Consider the following 17,611-nt stretch of genomic DNA (forward strand, 5'->3'; position numbering starts at 1 on the left):
TTTTTGCTATCTGCGACTCCAGAGCCTAAAGCACATTGCCTGATGGCGCTGCGCTTATCAGGCCTACGAAAAACAAAACTCAGGCCCTGTCATGTCGGGTAAGGCAAAGCCGCCACCCGACAAATGCTGCGCGCACCTATTTCCGGTGACTTTTCACCTCAAATTCGCTATCTTGTTTAGTATACAAAACACAATTGCCACCCGTTTTGCTATGTCATGCAAAAGAAAGGCAATATTGTTAAGCCAGTGAAACGAGAAGCCATAATGAGTGTGATGTTCGATCCAGAAGCCGCGATCTATCCCTTCCCACCAAAGCCCGTCCCGCTAACCCTGGATGAAAAACAGTTCTACCGTGAGAAGATCAAACGACTTCTCAAAGAGCGTGATGCGGTGATGGTGGCGCATTACTACACCGACCCGGAAATTCAGCAACTGGCGGAAGAGACAGGCGGGTGTATCTCCGATTCCCTGGAGATGGCGCGCTTTGGCGCAAAACATCCCGTTTCCACGCTACTGGTGGCGGGCGTGCGTTTTATGGGTGAAACGGCAAAGATCTTAAGCCCGGAAAAAACCATCCTGATGCCGACGTTAAACGCCGAATGCTCGCTCGATCTCGGTTGCCCAATCGAGGAGTTTTCCGCGTTCTGCGATGCGCATCCTGACCGTACTGTCGTGGTCTACGCTAATACCTCTGCCGCGGTCAAAGCACGTGCAGACTGGGTAGTGACCTCCAGCATTGCGGTAGAGCTGATTGAACATCTGGATAGCCTGGGTGAGAAAATCATCTGGGCACCCGATCGTCATCTTGGGAACTATGTTCAAAAGCAAACCGGTGCCGATGTCCTCTGCTGGCAGGGCGCATGTATTGTGCATGATGAATTCAAAACGCAAGCGCTGGCACGTATGAAGGGGTTATACCCGCAGGCGGCCATTCTCGTTCACCCGGAATCACCGCAGTCGATTGTCGACATGGCAGATGCCGTAGGGTCAACCAGTCAGCTGATTAATGCTGCGAAGACGCTACCGCATAAGCAGCTTATTGTGGCCACCGATCGCGGCATCTTCTATAAGATGCAACAGGCCGTGCCGGAAAAAGAGCTGCTCGAAGCGCCGACCGCAGGAGAGGGCGCAACTTGCCGTAGCTGCGCCCACTGCCCGTGGATGGCGATGAACGGCCTGAAAGCCATTGCAGAAGGGTTAGAAGCGGGTGGTGCGGCCCATGAAGTACATGTGGATGCCGCATTGCGTGAAGGCGCGTTAATTCCGCTTAACCGAATGCTGGATTTTGCGGCTACACTACGTACTTAATTCAACACGCCCAGGGGAAAAGATGGATTTTTTTAGCACGCAAAACATTCTGGTTCATATACCGATTGGTGCGGGTGGCTACGACCTGTCATGGATTGAAGCGATAGGTACACTGGCTGGCCTGCTTTGTATCTGGCTGGCCAGCCTGGAGAAGATCAGCAACTACGCGTTTGGGCTTATCAACGTCACGCTGTTTGCGATTATTTTCTTCCAGATCCAGCTCTACGCCAGCCTGCTGTTGCAGCTGTTCTTCTTTGCCGCCAATATTTATGGCTGGTATGCCTGGTCGCGTCAGAACAGCCAGCAGGAAGCAGAACTCCAGATCCGCTGGTTGCCGCTACCTAAAGCAATCGCCTGGTTTGTGGCCTGCATAGTCGCTATCGGCTTAATGACCGTGTTTATCAACCCGGTGTTCGCCTTCCTGACACGCATTGCGGTGTCAGTGATGTCAACGCTTGGGCTGAATGTCGCTATGCCCGAGCTCCAGCCTGATGCCTTCCCGTTCTGGGATTCCTGCATGATGGTGCTGTCGATTGCGGCGATGATCCTGATGACCCGCAAGTACGTCGAAAACTGGTTGCTGTGGGTCATCATTAACGTCATCAGCGTGGTGATTTTCGCCCTGCAAGGCGTTTACGCCATGTCGCTGGAATATCTGCTGCTGACCTTCATTGCGCTCAACGGTAGTCGTATGTGGATAAACAGCGCGCGTGAGCGTGGCTCACACGCGCTATCCAGTTAATGATGGTGATGATGTGAATGGCCGGACTGCATCTCGTTAAGATGGCAGTCCGGACCGTTACAGGGCTGATATTCCATCTGGATGGTTGCGTGAGCAATCTCGTAGTGGTGTTCCAGGAAATGCTGAATGCGTTCAAGTAGCGCATCATGATCGTGAGGTGGGATCACCTGGACATGCAGCGTCATAATCGGTTTTTCACCCACCAGCCAGACATGAACATGGTGCACGTTTCGCACTTCCGGGATCGAGCGGCACAGGTTGCGCTTGAGCGCCGGGATATCCAGCGAAGTGGGCGCACCCTCCAGTAACTCATTAACACTCTCTTTCAAAAGCCGCCAGGCACTGCGCAGCACAAGGCATGAAACCAGCACCGACAGGATCGGGTCGATAGGTGTCCAGCCTGTGTAGAGGATAACCAGCGCAGCCGCAATAGCCCCTACCGAACCCAGCAAATCACCCAGCACGTGAAGCGCCGCGGCCCGCACGTTCAGATTCTTTTCGCCGCTGCCGCGATGCAAAATCCAGAATGCCAGGATGTTGGCAAGCAGTCCGGCAACGGCAATAACCATCATGGTTGCACCGGCAACAGGTTGCGGGTGTCTGAAACGCTGAAACGCCTCCCAGACGATAAGAATGGTAATAACGACCAGCGCAATGGCGTTAACAAAGGCCGCAAGGGTCGTCAGCCTGAGCCAGCCAAACGTATGGCGGGCATTAGGCGGACGGCGTGCAAATTGTACCGCCAGCAACGCAAACAGCAGGGCAGCGGCGTCGGTAAGCATATGCCCGGCGTCAGCCAGCAGCGCCAGAGAGCCTGAAATCAGCCCGCCGATGACCTCGATGACCATAAAGGTTGCAGTAACACCGAAAGCCAGTGCCAGCCGCTTAGCGTTGTCGTCACCTGAAGTGTGTGAATGGGAGTGGGTGTGCGCCATGTCTTCTTTCCTGATTTGTTATTATTTTTAGTGTAGCGTTTTTAAGAGGTTAAATAAAAAAGGAGAGCTCAGGCTCTCCTTTGGTCAGAATATTCAATGTTATTGCGTGGTGCCATCCGTTTTGGTATCAGCATCGTTCCCCACTTTGTCATTCGGGTCCGGGCATTTACCGTCCTTACACATCGAATTTTTATGCACCTCATCCGTGGTCATACCGTCATGATTCATTGTGCCCGAACCGGTACCGTTCGGATGGAGCATTGTCCCACCCGTATTGGTGCTGCCGTTGTTGATATGGCTGTTATCGACATTATTAGGGGCGATGTTCTGTTTGGCATCAGGGGCGACCTGGCCTGCTGATGCTGCGGCATTGGCGTCACCGTTGCCTTCAGATGCGCTCGTTTCTGCGGCGAGCACGCTACCGCTTGCCAGGGTGAGGGTGGCGGTCAGGAAGAGGGTTGCCAGTTTCGTCATTTTCATCATGCTGCTCCTGTTTTTGTCGTTACGCTGGATAACATTTCCAACAGTGCATCTCGTTCACAGGCGAAAGATTCTGGTATACAGACTTACGTCAGTATCGAATCGCGTTTAATCACTCAAAAATAGTTGTTACAGTTAAAAAGATTAGGTCAGAACTCACTTTTCGCTATTTTGTGGCGATTTTTAGGCTAATTCCAGGAATTATCTGCGTGAAGTGTAAAATCCCGTTTACACTTCCTGGCCGACGAGATAGATTGAAAGGATTGCAATCATTACTAAAGATATGGCAGAGCTGAACAGAAAATGAATTATCAGAATGACGATTTACGCATTAAAGAGATCAATGAGTTATTACCTCCAGTAGCACTCCTTGAAAAATTCCCCGCCACAGAAAACGCAGCAAACACGGTTTCCCATGCCCGCAAAGCGATCCATAAGATCCTGAAAGGTAACGACGATCGTCTTCTGGTGGTGATTGGCCCATGCTCCATTCACGATCCTGCGGCGGCTAAAGAGTACGCTTCCCGCCTGATTAAACTGCGTGATGAGCTAAAAGGCGAGCTGGAAGTCGTGATGCGCGTTTATTTTGAAAAGCCGCGTACCACCGTGGGCTGGAAAGGGCTGATTAACGATCCTCACATGGATAACAGCTTCCAGATCAACGACGGTCTGCGCATCGCGCGTAAGCTGCTGCTGGAAATCAACGACAGCGGTCTGCCAGCTGCCGGTGAATTCCTGGACATGATCACCCCACAGTATCTTGCCGACCTCATGAGCTGGGGTGCTATCGGCGCACGTACCACAGAATCTCAGGTGCACCGCGAGCTGGCATCCGGCCTTTCTTGCCCGGTTGGTTTCAAAAATGGGACCGACGGCACTATCAAAGTGGCCATTGACGCAATCAATGCCGCAGGTGCGCCGCACTGCTTCCTGTCAGTGACCAAATGGGGTCACTCTGCCATCGTGAACACCAGCGGTAACGGCGACTGCCACATCATCCTGCGCGGCGGTAAAGAGCCGAACTACAGCGCAAAACATGTGGCAGAAGTGAAAACCGGTCTTGAGAAAGCAGGGCTGTCACCGCAGGTGATGATCGACTTCAGCCACGCTAACTCCAGCAAGCAATTCAAAAAGCAGATGGAAGTGGGCACGGACGTATGTCAGCAGATTGCGGGCGGCGAAACGGCAGTCATCGGTGTGATGATCGAAAGTCACCTGGTTGAAGGCAACCAGAATCTGGAAGGCAGCGAGCCGCTGGTTTATGGCAAGAGCGTGACGGATGCCTGCATTGGCTGGGAAGATACTGACACGATTCTGCGTCAGCTGGCGGACGCGGTAAAAGCACGTCGCGGCTGATACGGATTCTGGCAATAAAAAAGCGTGGATTGCTCCACGCTTTTTTTATGTCTGGCGAAAATTACTTCGCTTTACCCTGGTTCGCTACGGCCGCCGCTTTTGCAGCGATTTCGTCAGCGTTACCCAGATAGTAGTGTTTGATTGGTTTGAAGTTTTCGTCGAACTCGTATACCAGCGGCACGCCAGTTGGGATGTTCAGTTCGAGGATCTCGTCTTCACCCATGTTATCCAGGAATTTCACCAGCGCGCGCAGGGAGTTACCGTGAGCTGCGATGATAACGCGCTCACCGCTTTTCAGGCGTGGCAGAATGGTTTCGTTCCAGTAAGGCACAACGCGGTCGATGGTCAGCGCCAGGCTTTCGGTCTGTGGCAGTTCAGCATCGGTCAGCTTCGCATAGCGCGGATCGTGGCCCGGGTAACGCTCGTCATCTTTGGTCAGCTCTGGTGGAGTCACTGCGAAGCCACGACGCCACTGTTTAACTTGCTCGTCACCGTATTTCTCAGCGGTTTCAGCTTTGTTCAGGCCTTGCAGAGCACCGTAGTGACGCTCGTTCAGTTTCCAGGATTTCTCAACTGGCAGCCATGCCTGATCCAGCTCGTCCAGAACGTTCCACAGAGTGTGGATGGCACGTTTCAGCACAGAGGTGTAAGCAAAATCAAAGCTGAAGCCTTCTTCCTTCAGCAGTTTACCTGCTGCTTTTGCTTCGCTTACGCCTTTCTCGGACAGGTCAACATCGTACCAACCGGTAAAGCGGTTTTCGTTGTTCCACTGGCTTTCGCCGTGGCGCACCAGAACCAGCTTAGTAATAGCCATCTCTTACTCCTCAAGCATTTTGAATGATAACAATTCTCATTATATTGCCGTGTCAGTGCCAGCGGCAACGCTTAACCATAACCATAGCGAAAATAGTCTCTCAGTGTAAGCTGCTTGTGAATCCAGGGTTATGATTTTGTCTATGAGTGGCGCTATTTTCAGCAAGATGGACAAAAAAAAGCCCTCGTGGCGAGAGCTCTACATTTCCCAGGATTGCGCCTGGCGTTATGCGTGAGGAATAAATTGATATTCCGTCACGCTAACGTACTCTTCACCCGGGCGCAGCACGCAGTCTGGCTGCGGCCATTCCGTGTGGTTAGGGCTGTCCGGGAGGAACTCGCTTTCCAGCGCCAGGCCCTGCCAGTCGCTGTACTCGTTATGCGCGCGGGCTGGCGTGCCGCCGAGGTAGTTACCCGAATAAAATTGCAGGGCAGGGGCCGTGGTATAGACCGTCATCTGCAACTTTTCATCCGCCGACCAGACGTGGGCCGCAGGCTGCTTCACGCCGCCTTGTGCCTGTAACAGGAAAGCGTGGTCGTAACCTTTCACTTTGCGCTGATCGTCATCGCTCAGGAAATCCTGGGCGACAGGTTTTGCCACGCGGAAATCAAAGCTGGTGCCGCTCACCGATTTCAGGCCCTGATACGGAATACCCATCTCATCGACCGGCAGATAGTCATCTGCCAGCAGCTGAAGCTTATGCTGGCGAACATCGCACTGGTTACCGTCGAGATTGAAATACGCGTGGTTAGTCATATTGACCGGACAGGCTTTATCAGTCGTTGCGCGGTACTCAATCGCAATACGGTTATCTTCCGTCAGGGTAAAACGTGCCGTGGCGGCGAGATTACCCGGGAAGCCCTGATCGCCATCAGGAGAGTCCAGCGAGAACAGCACTTCGCCATCATTCTGCTGAACAATCTGCCAGCGGCGTTTATCAAATCCTTCCGGCCCGCCGTGCAGTTGGTTTTCGCCCTGGCTGGACAGCAGCGGATAGCTCACGCCATCCAGTACAAAACGGCTTTTGGCGATGCGGTTGGCGTAACGGCCCACGGATGCGCCGAGATAGGCCGCCTGAGTGATGTATTGTTCCGGCGACGCGCAGCCGAGCAGGGTTTCACGCACGCTGCCATCAGGCATAGGCACACGTGCCGAGAGTAATGTTGCGCCCCAGTCCATCAGCGTAACCACCATCCCTGCGCTGTTGCGCAGAGTTAACAGGCGATACGGCAGACCATCTGGTGCGAGGGTTGGCGTTTCGTTTAGCACTGTCCCGCTCCTTGCGTTGCTTTACACACATAGAAGGTTTCTTTGATGCCGGTTTTCGCTTCGTATTGTTTCGCTACGGCATCCTGAACGGCCGGAACCAGCTCTTCAGGCACCAGAGCCACGACGCAGCCGCCGAAACCGCCGCCAGTCATGCGCACACCGCCTTTATCGCCGATGGTGGCTTTAACAATCTCAACCAGGGTGTCGATTTGCGGCACGGTGATTTCGAAATCATCGCGCATGGAGGCATGAGATTCAGCCATCAGTTCACCCATGCGTTTCAAATCACCTTTTGCCAACGCTGAAGCAGCTTCCACCGTACGGGCGTTTTCCGTCAGAACATGGCGAACGCGTTTGGCAACGATCGGATCAAGCTCATGGGCAACTTTGTTGAATTCATCGATAGAAACGTCGCGCAGGGCAGTCTGCTGGAAGAAACGCGCGCCGGTTTCACACTGTTCACGACGAGTGTTGTACTCGCTGCCTACCAGGGTACGCTTGAAGTTACTATTGATGATAACGACCGCCGCGCCTTTTGGCAGAGGAACCGCTTTGCTTCCCAGCGAACGGCAGTCAATCAGCAGCGCGTGCTCTTTCTTACCGAGGGCCGAAATCAGCTGATCCATAATGCCGCAGTTACAGCCAACGAACTGATTTTCTGCTTCCTGTCCATTCAGCGCGATTTGCGCGCCGTCCAGCGGCAGATGGTAAAGCTGCTGGAATACAGTACCTACCGCCACTTCCAGCGAAGCCGATGAGCTCAGCCCGGCCCCCTGCGGGACGTTACCGCTGATCACCAGATCGGCACCGCCGAAGTTTTTATCGCGCTTTTGCAGATGCTTAACCACGCCGCGCACGTAGTTCGACCATTGCTGGGTATCGTGGGCAATAATCGGGGCATCCAGAGAGAATTCGTCAGTCTGGTTGTCATAATCCGCAGCCACTACGCGAACCTTGCGGTCATCACGTTTAGCGCAGCTGATCACCGTCTGGTAATCAATGGCGCAGGGCAGCACGAAGCCGTCGTTATAATCTGTGTGTTCGCCAATCAGGTTAACGCGGCCAGGCGCCTGAATAACGTGGGTGGCAGGGTAGCCAAATGTTTCAGCAAACAGGGATTGTGTTTTATCTTTCAGACTCATTTTTTTTAGACTCCTGATTCGCGATAGTGGACGTCGCTAACGGCGCGCAGACGTTCTGCCGCCTGTTCTGCCGTCAGATCACGCTGGGTTTCGGCCAGCATTTCGTAGCCCACCATAAATTTACGTACCGTCGCGGAACGCAGCAGCGGCGGATAGAAATGGGCATGTAACTGCCAGTGTTGATTTTCTTCACCGTTAAACGGTGCGCCGTGCCAACCCATCGAATATGGGAAGGAACACTGGAACAGGTTGTCGTAGCGGCTGGTCAGTTTTTTCAGCGCCAGTGCCAGATCATCACGCTGCGCATCGCTGAGGTCGGTGATGCGTTGCACATGTGCTTTTGGCAGCAGCAGCGTTTCAAATGGCCAGGCAGCCCAGTACGGCACAACGGCCAGCCAGTGTTCGGTTTCGACCACGGTACGGCTGCCATCAGCCAGCTCGCGTTGGGTGTAATCCACCAGCATCGGCGAGCCATTCTGCGCGTAATACTCTTTTTGCAGACGGTCTTCGCGCTCGGCTTCGTTTGGCAGGAAGCTGTTCGCCCAAATCTGGCCGTGCGGGTGCGGGTTAGAGCAACCCATCGCCGCACCTTTGTTTTCGAACACCTGCACCCAGGGATAGGTTTGACCTAACTCTGCAGTCTGTGCCTGCCAGGTGGTTACCACCTCTTTCAGGGCCTCGACGCTCAGTTCCGGCAACGTTTTGCTGTGATCGGGCGAGAAGCAGATCACGCGGCTGGTGCCACGTGCGCTTTCACAACGCATCAGCGGATCTTCGCTTTCCGGTGCATCCGGGGTGTCGGTCATCAGGGCTGCAAAATCGTTGGTGAAAACGTATGTTCCCTTGTAGTCAGGGTTGGTATCGCCGGTGACGCGCGTGTTGCCCGGACACAGGAAACAGTCTGGATCATGCTGAGGCAGCGTCTGTTTTGCAGGCGTTTCTTGCGCCCCCTGCCAGGGGCGCTTGGCGCGATGCGGTGAAACCAAAATCCATTGCCCGCTAAGCGGGTTAAAACGACGATGCGGATGATCGACGGGATTGAATTGCGTCATGACAAATCCTTAATTCGGATAGCCCTGTGGGTGGCGTGACTGCCAGTGCCAGGTATCCTGTGCCATTTCATCAAGCGTGCGCGTTACACGCCAGTTAAGCTCTTTATCGGCTTTGGTTGCATCAGCCCAGTAAGCCGGAAGGTCGCCATCGCGGCGGGGTGCGAAGTGATAATTCACCGGCTTGCCACACGCTTTGCTGAAGGCATTTACCACATCCAACACGCTGCTCCCGACACCCGCGCCGAGGTTGTAAATATGCACGCCCGGTTTGTCTGCCAGCTGCTGCATCGCTGCAACGTGACCATCGGCCAGGTCCATGACATGAATATAGTCACGCACGCCAGTGCCATCTTCGGTTGGATAATCGTTACCAAAAATCGCCAGTGAATCGCGACGGCCAACAGCCACCTGCGCGATATACGGCATCAGGTTGTTTGGAATGCCCTGCGGGTCTTCACCCATATCGCCTGATGGATGTGCGCCAACCGGGTTGAAGTAACGCAGCAGGGCGATGCTCCAGTCAGGCTGCGCTTTTTGCAGGTCGGTCAGGATCTGTTCCACCATCAGCTTACTTTTGCCATACGGGCTTTGTGGCGTACCGGTCGGGAAGCTTTCGACATAAGGGATTTTTGGCTGATCGCCATACACGGTGGCAGACGAGCTGAAGATAAAGTTTTTCACGTTTGCTGCGCGCATGGCTGAAATTAAGCACAGCGTACCGTTGACGTTGTTGTCGTAATATTCAAGCGGTTTTGCGACCGATTCGCCAACGGCTTTCAGACCGGCAAAGTGGATCACGGTTTCAATGGCGTGGTCGTGAAGGATCTCGGTCATCAACGCTTCGTTGCGAATATCGCCTTCGACGAAGGTAGGTTGTTTGCCGCCGAGACGTTCAATCACAGGCAGCACGCTGCGCTTACTATTGCACAGGTTGTCGAGGATGATGACATCATGTCCGTTTTGCAGCAGCTGCACGCAGGTATGACTACCTATGTAACCGCTACCACCTGTTACCAGAACTCGCATATTTCGCTCCATTGGGCTTATGGTATGAATTAACCATAGCATAACAGAGACGCGAAAAGTGTGACATGGGATAAAATAGTGGAATCGTTTACACTAATCATCGCACCTTAATTTTGAATGGACGGTAGCATTCTAGATCAAAGAGATAACGTTGTAATGTTGCAGGTAATCTGAAAAGCGGGGGCAGGGCCCCCGTCTGATTAATCGATTTTGCTCAGAAGGTAGCGATAGCTCTCACCATCCGGGATGAATTCCAGGCGGTGAGTAATGCAGGAAGGGGCATCTTCGGCGTGATGTGACACAAACAACAGCTGGGTTTCACCTTCCCCGATCAGCACATCCACAAAGCGTCTAATCAACTGGCGATTGAGCGGATCCAGCCCCTGGAGCGGTTCGTCGAGGATCAACAAAGTAGGATGTTTCACCAGCGCACGGACGATGAGTGCAAGCCGCTGCTGTCCCCACGACAGGCTATGAAACGGCGCGTCAGCGACCCGGCTATCCATGCCCAGAATATCCAGCCACTGCTGCGCCAGCTTGTGCTGTTTGTCCGAAACCGCCTGATAAATGCCGATGGAATCGAAAAATCCCGACAAAATGACGTTGCGCACCGTAGTGCTGACGCGATAGTCCAGATGCAAACTGCTGCTGACGTAGCCAATATGCTTTTTAATGTCCCAGATGGTTTCGCCGCTTCCGCGACGGCGGCCAAACAGGGTGAGATCGTTACTGTAACCCTGCGGATGATCGCCGGTTATCAGGCTCAGCAGCGTCGATTTTCCCGCCCCGTTAGGGCCGGTAATCTGCCAGTGTTCGCCGGGGTTTACCGTCCAGCTCAGCTGGTTAAGGATAGGGCGATCGTTATAAGAAACCACACCGTTATGCAGCACAATGCGCGGCTGGTGGGGATCTAAGCCGTGGCGGGCAGAAGGAGCGTCGGGTTCAGGGAGTAAAATACCGTCCAGCTTTTCACTGTGCGCCAGCTGCGCAATCAGGGCCTGCTTCAGTAATGCGGCTTTTTCACCGGTTTCGGTCAGGCTACAGTCTGCTAATACTCCGGCGTTTTGCACAAAATCCGGGATTTCATCAAAGCGGTTAAGCACCAGAACCAGGGTGTAACCTTGCTGATTGAGCTTTTCCAGCAGGATTGCCAGCTGGGCGCGGGATTGCACGTCCAGCCCGTCGAAGGGCTCATCCAGAATCAGCAGTTCCGGTTCGCTCATCAGCGCCTGACACAGCAGTGTTTTTCGCGTCTCGCCGGTGGAAAGATATTTAAAGCGTCTGTCCAGAAGGGCGGTAATGCCGAATTGTTCGGCCAGATACTGGCAGCGTGCGCTGTCTTTTATCTCATCCTGGATTATCTCGGCCGTGGTGCGGCCGGTATCTTCTTCACCGGGACTCAGCAAATCGGTATTGTTACGCTGCCATTCATCGCTGACCAGCTTTTGCAGTTGCTCAAACGAGAGGCGAGTCAGGCGCGTAAAGTTGCACTGACGTTCGCCTTTTAGCTGCGTGAGCTCGCCTGCCAGTGCGCGCGCCAGGGCAGATTTACCGCTACCGTTTGTGCCGACAAAGGCCCAGCTTTCCCCTGCGCGTAACGTTAAATCAGGAAGCGCCAGCGTTCGGGTATCGCTAAGACGAAACGTACCTTGCGAAATATGCAATGATAACATGATTTATCCCATTTTTTGCAGCAATAAGCGTCAGGGATACTCACAGTCGGCACGCTTGTCAATGCGCTTAGCATAATGTGGCGATAATCACCCGGTCTGCGTTGAAATATGCGGTGACGACAGCACCTTCTTCTAACTCAGCGGCATCGGCGAGTGGCACGGTGGCACACAGAATTTGCCCATCCGGTAACGTCATGAGCACTTCACACTGCTCCTCGCCGCGTTCAATGTGGCTGATTGCGCCGTGCAGTTGGTTATCGGCGTGTTTCGCCAGCTCAGGGTCGCGCGTGATGCTGACCCAGGGGGCTTTCAGTAACACCAGAACTTCTTTGCCTTCGTCCAACCCGAGGCGCTCTCCGCTTTGCGCGGTGATGGCGGCTTTCAGACGCGTCGCGCCGTCTGCCAGCAGGATCTCAATATGTTGTTGTACATGCGAGTTGTCCCTGGCCGTCACGGTACCAAACCACTGGTTGCGGGCACTGGTCTGGAGCGAGAAACGGGAAATCGCGGCCAGCAGGCTATCCAGGGGAACGTTGTCGTCATCGCTTAAGACATCAAAGGCTTTTTGCTGAATCTGTGCCAGCAGATCGTAAAGCTGAATCAGACGCTGACCGTAGCGTGTCAATACCGCACCGCCGCCGCCCTTACCGCCGGTTGCTCTGTCGACCAGCGCCTGCTCGCTCAGGGTGTTCATTTCATTGATGGCATCCCAGGCGCTTTTGTAGCTGATGCCGGCGTTTTTTGCCCCCTGGCTAATTGAGCCCGTTTGCTCTATTTGTTTAAGCAGGGCGATACGTCGCGGATCGGCGAAAAGCTTCTGCTGAAGTCGTAAGGTGAGGAGAATTTCGGCCTGCATAACAATGTCCTGGCAAAAAGTGTATTGTGACCCAAATGCCCCTGCGGGCAAAGTGCACCGCACAAAAGGGGATGTTTTTCTCACTTGAAAGGGTAGAATAAGCCGTTCACAATGTCTGGAGAAAACCATGTTAGAGTTGTTGAAAAGTCTGGTATTCGCCGTGATCATGGTACCAGTAGTGATGGCTCTCATCCTCGGTGCTATCTACGGCCTGGGTGAAGTGTTCAACGTGTTTTCGAACATCGGTCACAAAGACCAGCCTAAAAAGCAGCATTGATTCCCTACAAAACGCCCGGCCTGCCCGGGCGTTTTGCTCTCAAGTTTCTTCCTTTCCCGCCGATATTATTCACAACATCGGGTGAGTTTACTCATTAATCGGTACGATTTAACGCTAGGATATCCCTACAGTTGTCGTTATATTTGGATGTATATAACGACACTCACAGGAGCTACAGATGGCACGTACATGGTTACGCCTTTTCGCAGGGGCAACACTGACACTTTCTCTGGCGGGTCACGCACTGGCTGAAGAAGGTAAAATCACGGTCTTTGCAGCGGCGTCGCTGACTAACGCGATGCAGGATATTGCAGCGGAATACAAAAAAGAGAAGAACGTTGAGGTTGTCTCTTCTTTTGCATCTTCTTCTACGCTGGCACGCCAGATTGAAGCCGGTGCGCCTGCCGACCTGTTCATTTCTGCTGACCAGAAATGGATGGACTACGCGGTAGAGAAAAAATCTATTGATACGGCAACCCGCGCCACTTTGCTGGGTAACAGCCTGGTCGTTGTGGCGCCAAAAGCCAGCGCGCAGGCGGATATTGCCATCAACAAAGAGACAAACTGGACTCAGCTTCTGAACGGTGGCCGTCTGGCGGTGGGCGATCCTGAGCACGTACCTGCGGGTATTTATGCTAAAGAAGCCCTGCAAAAACTGGGCGCGTGGGAGACGTTATCCCCTAAACTGGCACCGGCGGAAGACGTGCGCGGCGCACTGGCGCTGGTTGAACGCAACGAAGCACCACTGGGTATCGTTTACGGCTCTGATGCTGTTGCCAGCAAAGGTGTAAAAGTGGTTGGTACGTTCCCGGAAGATTCCCACAAGAAAGTGGAATATCCTGTTGCTGTGGTTGATGGACATAAAAATGCGACAGTCAGCGCCTTCTACGACTACCTGAAGGGCCCGCAGGCGTCTGCAATCTTTAAACGTTACGGATTTACGACTCACTAATGATATTGACCGATCCTGAATGGCAGGCCGTGCTGCTGAGCCTTAAAGTCTCTTCCCTGGCCGTTGTGCTGAGTTTGCCTTTTGGGATCTTCTTTGCCTGGTTACTGGTTCGCTGTAAGTTTCCAGGCAAAGCCCTGCTCGATAGTATCCTTCATCTTCCTCTCGTTTTACCCCCGGTTGTAGTGGGCTACCTGTTGCTGATTGCAATGGGGCGCCGCGGTTTTATCGGCGAGCGGCTCTATGACTGGTTTGGCCTGACGTTTGCGTTTAGCTGGCGCGGTGCGGTACTGGCGGCGGCAGTGATGTCCTTCCCGCTGATGGTGCGGGCGATCCGCCTGGCGCTGGAAGGTGTTGACCTCAAACTTGAACAGGCGGCACGTACGTTAGGCGCAGGGCGCTGGCGTGTGTTTCTGACCATTACCTTACCGCTCACGCTGCCAGGCATTATCGTCGGTACCGTGCTGGCCTTTGCCCGTTCACTGGGTGAATTCGGGGCGACTATTACCTTTGTGTCAAACATTCCGGGCGAAACGCGCACTATTCCGTCAGCGATGTATACCCTGATTCAGACGCCTGGCGGTGAAAGCGCTGCAGCAAGGCTTTGTATTATCTCTATTGTTCTGGCGCTGGTATCACTGCTGGTTTCAGAGTGGCTGGCGCGCATCAGCCGTGAACGGATGGGGAAATAACCATGCTGGAGCTGAATTTCACCCAGACGCTTGGCGACCATTGTCTGACGCTGAACGAAACCCTGCCGGCGAGCGGCATTACGGCTATTTTTGGCGTCTCTGGCGCGGGGAAAACCTCGCTGATTAACGCCATTAGTGGCCTGACGCGCCCTCAGTCAGGGCGCATCGTACTGAATAAGCGCGTCTTAAATGACGTGGAAAACAAAGTTTACCTGTCGCCGGATAAACGGCGCATCGGTTACGTTTTCCAGGATGCAAGGTTATTCCCGCATTACAGCGTGCGCGGCAATCTGCGTTACGGCATGGCAAAAAGCATGGCCGGGCAGTTTGATAAGCTTGTTGCGCTGTTGGGCATTGAACAGTTGCTCGATCGCCTCCCGTCTTCGCTCTCTGGCGGTGAGAAGCAGCGTGTGGCCATTGGCCGCGCATTGTTGACCGCACCGGAACTGCTGTTGCTGGATGAGCCGCTGGCATCGCTGGATATCCCTCGCAAACGCGAACTGCTGCCGTACCTGCAACGCCTGGCCCGCGAAATTAATATCCCGATGCTCTATGTCAGCCATTCGCTTGATGAAATTCTGCATCTGGCAGACAAAGTGCTGGTGCTGGAAAACGGCAGTGTGAAAGCGTTTGGTAATCTGGAGGAAGTGTGGGGCAGCAGCGTCATGCATCCGTGGCTGCCAAAAGAGCAGCAGAGCAGTATCCTGAAGGTCAGCGTGCTGGAGCATCATCCACACTACGCCATGACCGCGCTGGCGCTCGGCGATCAGCATTTGTGGGTCAATAAGATTGATAAACCGCTTCAGTCTGCGTTGCGTATTCGCATTCAGGCCTCGGATGTCTCTCTGGTGCTGCAACCGCCTCTGCAAACCAGTATTCGTAATATTCTGCGCGCCAAAGTGGCTCAGTGTTTTGACGATAACGGCCAGGTGGAAGTGCAGCTCGAGGTGGGCAGCAAGACGCTGTGGGCGCGTATCAGCCCGTGGGCCAGAGATGAGTTAGGGATCAAACCTGGCCTGTGGCTTTACGCGCAGATCAAGAGCGTCTCGATCACCACCTAATCACAGCAGGTGGGTATAGATGTACTGCGCAATGCTGTCGGTGGTGTTGTCGCCAATCACCACGTTGGCGCGTGCTTTAATGGCATCATCGGCATTGCCCATCGCCACGCCGGTGCCTGCGGCTTCCAGCATACTGATGTCGTTATAGTTGTCGCCAAAGGCAATCACGTCCTGCATTGACCAGCCCTGAGACTCCACATACTGCGTCAGGCGTTTGCCTTTGCTGTTGCCTTTGCGGGCAATATCCACCTGATCGTGCCATGACCATTCGCATTCCAGACCGAGCGTCTGCTCGACGTGTTTTGCGAAGACATTCAGTTTGGTGGTGTCTTCGTCCGTCAGGGCGAATTTCCAGATAGCGTCGACATCCGCAACCGCCTGGCGCAAAGAGGCAACCTGAGTAAAGACCGGACGCTGTGCTTCAGGCAACGATAGCGCCCAGTTGCTGGTACGAATAACGTGGCCGGTAGGGCGTTCATACACCATGGCGTTATCCACATACATCAGGCCGTGAATGTCGTGTTCATCCAGCAGATCAATCAATTGCAGCGCCTGTGGAACCGGCAGCGGATCGGACTCCAGAACCTTTTTTGCCTGATAATCATACAAATAAGTGCCATTACAACAAATTGCAGGTGTATCTAACGCCAGTGCCTGATAAAAAGGATGAATGGCAACGTGATGTCGACCCGTTACGATCAGGAGTTGATATCCCGCTTCTTTTGCGCGCTTCAGCGCTTCGAGAGAAGAGGGAAGCAGGGTTTTTTGAGGGGTAAGCAGTGTACCGTCTAAATCCAGTGCAATCACACGCGAGGTCATTTGTTCTTCCGGGTTAATATTGAATTTAAGGTCTTAGGGGATGGTACACCGAGTGAAGATCGCTGCAAAATTCCTGGCTAAAATTCAGCATTCACCGTTAAAAATAATCACTTTCACGCGCAGTGAGGAAAGGAGTATTCATGAAACAAACCGTTTATACCGCCAGTCCTGAAAGTCAGCAGATCCATGTCTGGCGTTTGAATGCAGAAGGTTCACTCACGCTGGTTCAGGTTGTTGATGTTCCCGGACAAGTTCAGCCGATGGTCGTCAGCCCGGATAAACGTTTTCTCTATGTTGGCGTGCGTCCTGAGTTTCGCGTGCTGGCTTACCGCATCTCCCCGGATGATGGCGCACTGACCTTCACCGCCGAAGCTCCGCTGCCAGGTAGCCCAACCCATATCTCGACCGATCACAAAGGCAATTTCGTGTTCAGCGGTTCCTATAACTCTGGCTGCGTCAGCGTGACGCGTCTGGAAGATGGCATCCCGGTTGAAACGGTCGATGTGGTTGAAGGGCTGGAAGGGTGCCACTCTGCCAATATCACCCCGGACAACCGCACGCTGTGGGTTCCTGCGCTGAAGCAGGATCGCATCTGCCTGTTTACCCTGAGTGACGATGGTCACCTGGTTGCGCAAAACCCGGCTGAAGTGACGACCGTTGAGGGCGCAGGCCCACGTCACATGGTGTTCCACCCTAATCAGCAGTACGCCTATGTCGTGAACGAGCTAAACAGCTCTGTCGATGTGTGGGAGCTGAAAGATCCAAACGGCGAGATTGAGTGCGTTCAGACGCTGGATATGATGCCGTCTGACTTCTCCGACACCCGCTGGGCTGCGGATATCCACATTACACCAGATGGTCGTCATCTTTACGCCTGTGACCGCACCTCCAGCCTGATTACCGTGTTCAGCGTGTCTGAAGACGGCAGCGTGCTGGCGATTGAAGGCTTCCAGCCAACGGAAACCCAGCCACGTGGCTTTAATATCGACCACAGCGGGAAATACCTGATTGCGGCGGGACAGAAATCCCATCACATCGCGCTGTACGAAATCAAAGGTGAGCAGGGCTTGCTGGAAGAGAAGGGCCGTTATGCTGTAGGCCAGGGGCCAATGTGGGTTGTCGTTAACGCACACTAAGCGGTGTAAAACAAAAAACCTCGC

18 protein-coding genes are annotated in these 17,611 nt (G+C 53.7%); 8 read left to right on the forward strand and 10 right to left on the reverse strand.

Annotated elements, in window-relative coordinates; all coding sequences use genetic code 11:
• Positions 1–264: 264 nt before the first annotated feature.
• Together nadA and pnuC are read left to right on the forward strand one after the other, a co-directional pair.
• Positions 265–1,308, forward strand: coding sequence for a quinolinate synthase NadA (nadA, locus tag M987_RS12145; RefSeq protein WP_014069393.1), 1,044 nt, complete (start codon positions 265–267; stop codon positions 1,306–1,308).
• Between the two features lie 22 nt (positions 1,309–1,330).
• Positions 1,331–2,050, forward strand: coding sequence for a nicotinamide riboside transporter PnuC (pnuC, locus tag M987_RS12150; protein WP_014069394.1), 720 nt, complete (start codon positions 1,331–1,333; stop codon positions 2,048–2,050).
• Here the strand turns inward: pnuC and zitB are convergent.
• Positions 2,047–2,985 (reverse strand): CDF family zinc transporter ZitB, encoded by a 939-nt coding sequence (zitB, locus tag M987_RS12155; RefSeq protein ID WP_014069395.1) that lies wholly within the window; start codon positions 2,983–2,985, stop codon positions 2,047–2,049. The two genes, pnuC and zitB, sit on opposite strands and share 4 nt — an antisense overlap.
• 99 nt (positions 2,986–3,084) lie before the next feature.
• Positions 3,085–3,465: a YbgS-like family protein gene (locus M987_RS12160; RefSeq protein WP_014069396.1), complete on the reverse strand. Its 381-nt coding sequence runs from the start codon at positions 3,463–3,465 to the stop codon at positions 3,085–3,087.
• Between the two features lie 303 nt (positions 3,466–3,768).
• Here M987_RS12160 and aroG point away from each other — a divergent pair, with 303 nt between their 5' ends.
• Complete coding sequence (gene aroG / locus M987_RS12165; protein WP_014069397.1) at positions 3,769–4,821, forward strand: 3-deoxy-7-phosphoheptulonate synthase AroG; 1,053 nt, start codon at positions 3,769–3,771, stop codon at positions 4,819–4,821.
• A 61-nt stretch (positions 4,822–4,882) separates the two neighbouring features.
• On the opposite strand, the gene gpmA is transcribed toward aroG, so the two are convergent.
• The 7 genes from gpmA to modE form a co-directional block, all read right to left on the reverse strand.
• A complete protein-coding gene (gene gpmA / locus M987_RS12170) occupies positions 4,883–5,635 on the reverse strand; it encodes a 2,3-diphosphoglycerate-dependent phosphoglycerate mutase (RefSeq protein ID WP_014069398.1) in 753 nt (250 codons plus the stop codon).
• Positions 5,636–5,860: 225 nt separating this feature from the next.
• On the reverse strand, positions 5,861–6,904 hold the full coding sequence (gene galM, locus M987_RS12175) for a galactose-1-epimerase (RefSeq protein ID WP_014069399.1): 1,044 nt from the start codon (positions 6,902–6,904) through the stop codon (positions 5,861–5,863).
• A complete protein-coding gene (gene galK / locus M987_RS12180; RefSeq protein WP_014069400.1) occupies positions 6,898–8,046 on the reverse strand; it encodes a galactokinase in 1,149 nt (382 codons plus the stop codon). Before galK ends, galM begins: the two co-directional genes overlap by 7 nt.
• Positions 8,047–8,051: 5 nt before the next feature.
• Positions 8,052–9,098: a galactose-1-phosphate uridylyltransferase gene (gene galT / locus M987_RS12185; RefSeq protein WP_014069401.1), complete on the reverse strand. Its 1,047-nt coding sequence runs from the start codon at positions 9,096–9,098 to the stop codon at positions 8,052–8,054.
• 9 nt (positions 9,099–9,107) lie between these two features.
• Positions 9,108–10,124, reverse strand: a complete 1,017-nt coding sequence (gene galE, locus M987_RS12190) for a UDP-glucose 4-epimerase GalE (protein WP_014069402.1) — start codon at positions 10,122–10,124, stop codon at positions 9,108–9,110.
• Positions 10,125–10,324: 200 nt separating this feature from the next.
• Positions 10,325–11,797: a molybdate ABC transporter ATP-binding protein ModF gene (modF, locus tag M987_RS12195; protein WP_014069403.1), complete on the reverse strand. Its 1,473-nt coding sequence runs from the start codon at positions 11,795–11,797 to the stop codon at positions 10,325–10,327.
• 67 nt (positions 11,798–11,864) lie between these two features.
• On the reverse strand, positions 11,865–12,653 hold the full coding sequence (modE, locus tag M987_RS12200; RefSeq protein ID WP_014069404.1) for a molybdenum-dependent transcriptional regulator: 789 nt from the start codon (positions 12,651–12,653) through the stop codon (positions 11,865–11,867).
• A 127-nt stretch (positions 12,654–12,780) separates the two neighbouring features.
• Here modE and M987_RS12205 point away from each other — a divergent pair, with 127 nt between their 5' ends.
• From M987_RS12205 to modC, 4 genes are all read left to right on the forward strand, one after another.
• On the forward strand, positions 12,781–12,930 hold the full coding sequence (locus M987_RS12205) for an AcrZ family multidrug efflux pump-associated protein (RefSeq protein WP_014069405.1): 150 nt from the start codon (positions 12,781–12,783) through the stop codon (positions 12,928–12,930).
• A gap of 178 nt (positions 12,931–13,108) precedes the next feature.
• Positions 13,109–13,882: a molybdate ABC transporter substrate-binding protein gene (gene modA, locus M987_RS12210; protein ID WP_014069406.1), complete on the forward strand. Its 774-nt coding sequence runs from the start codon at positions 13,109–13,111 to the stop codon at positions 13,880–13,882.
• On the forward strand, positions 13,882–14,571 hold the full coding sequence (gene modB / locus M987_RS12215) for a molybdate ABC transporter permease subunit (protein ID WP_014069407.1): 690 nt from the start codon (positions 13,882–13,884) through the stop codon (positions 14,569–14,571). Before modA ends, modB begins: the two co-directional genes overlap by 1 nt.
• Before the next feature lie 2 nt (positions 14,572–14,573).
• The gene (gene modC / locus M987_RS12220) at positions 14,574–15,632 is read left to right on the forward strand and encodes a molybdenum ABC transporter ATP-binding protein ModC (RefSeq protein WP_014069408.1); all 1,059 of its coding nucleotides are present in this window, start codon (positions 14,574–14,576) and stop codon (positions 15,630–15,632) included.
• On the opposite strand, the gene M987_RS12225 is transcribed toward modC, so the two are convergent.
• Positions 15,633–16,451: a pyridoxal phosphatase gene (locus M987_RS12225; RefSeq protein WP_014069409.1), complete on the reverse strand. Its 819-nt coding sequence runs from the start codon at positions 16,449–16,451 to the stop codon at positions 15,633–15,635. It abuts the gene before it with no gap.
• A 140-nt stretch (positions 16,452–16,591) separates the two neighbouring features.
• Here M987_RS12225 and pgl point away from each other — a divergent pair, with 140 nt between their 5' ends.
• Positions 16,592–17,587 (forward strand): 6-phosphogluconolactonase, encoded by a 996-nt coding sequence (gene pgl, locus M987_RS12230; protein WP_014069410.1) that lies wholly within the window; start codon positions 16,592–16,594, stop codon positions 17,585–17,587.
• The last annotated feature ends 24 nt before the right edge of the window (positions 17,588–17,611 follow it).

It is taken from the genome of Enterobacter soli ATCC BAA-2102, assembly GCF_001654845.1.
Taxonomy (GTDB): Bacteria; Pseudomonadota; Gammaproteobacteria; order Enterobacterales; family Enterobacteriaceae; genus Enterobacter; species Enterobacter soli.

Bases quoted from the DNA above. Each gene is read 5' to 3' on its own strand.
- M987_RS12225 (WP_014069409.1), bottom strand. From the start codon at position 16,451: ATGACCTCGCGTGTGATTGCACTGGATTTAGACGGTACACTGCTTACC.
- pgl (WP_014069410.1), top strand. From the start codon at position 16,592: ATGAAACAAACCGTTTATACCGCCAGTCCTGAAAGTCAGCAGATCCAT.
- modA (WP_014069406.1), top strand. From the start codon at position 13,109: ATGGCACGTACATGGTTACGCCTTTTCGCAGGGGCAACACTGACACTT.
- galE (WP_014069402.1), bottom strand. From the start codon at position 10,124: ATGCGAGTTCTGGTAACAGGTGGTAGCGGTTACATAGGTAGTCATACC.
- modC (WP_014069408.1), top strand. From the start codon at position 14,574: ATGCTGGAGCTGAATTTCACCCAGACGCTTGGCGACCATTGTCTGACG.
- modE (WP_014069404.1), bottom strand. From the start codon at position 12,653: ATGCAGGCCGAAATTCTCCTCACCTTACGACTTCAGCAGAAGCTTTTC.
- modB (WP_014069407.1), top strand. From the start codon at position 13,882: ATGATATTGACCGATCCTGAATGGCAGGCCGTGCTGCTGAGCCTTAAA.
- nadA (WP_014069393.1), top strand. From the start codon at position 265: ATGAGTGTGATGTTCGATCCAGAAGCCGCGATCTATCCCTTCCCACCA.
- galK (WP_014069400.1), bottom strand. From the start codon at position 8,046: ATGAGTCTGAAAGATAAAACACAATCCCTGTTTGCTGAAACATTTGGC.
- gpmA (WP_014069398.1), bottom strand. From the start codon at position 5,635: ATGGCTATTACTAAGCTGGTTCTGGTGCGCCACGGCGAAAGCCAGTGG.
- galT (WP_014069401.1), bottom strand. From the start codon at position 9,098: ATGACGCAATTCAATCCCGTCGATCATCCGCATCGTCGTTTTAACCCG.
- M987_RS12205 (WP_014069405.1), top strand. From the start codon at position 12,781: ATGTTAGAGTTGTTGAAAAGTCTGGTATTCGCCGTGATCATGGTACCA.
- modF (WP_014069403.1), bottom strand. From the start codon at position 11,797: ATGTTATCATTGCATATTTCGCAAGGTACGTTTCGTCTTAGCGATACC.
- aroG (WP_014069397.1), top strand. From the start codon at position 3,769: ATGAATTATCAGAATGACGATTTACGCATTAAAGAGATCAATGAGTTA.
- zitB (WP_014069395.1), bottom strand. From the start codon at position 2,985: ATGGCGCACACCCACTCCCATTCACACACTTCAGGTGACGACAACGCT.
- M987_RS12160 (WP_014069396.1), bottom strand. From the start codon at position 3,465: ATGAAAATGACGAAACTGGCAACCCTCTTCCTGACCGCCACCCTCACC.
- pnuC (WP_014069394.1), top strand. From the start codon at position 1,331: ATGGATTTTTTTAGCACGCAAAACATTCTGGTTCATATACCGATTGGT.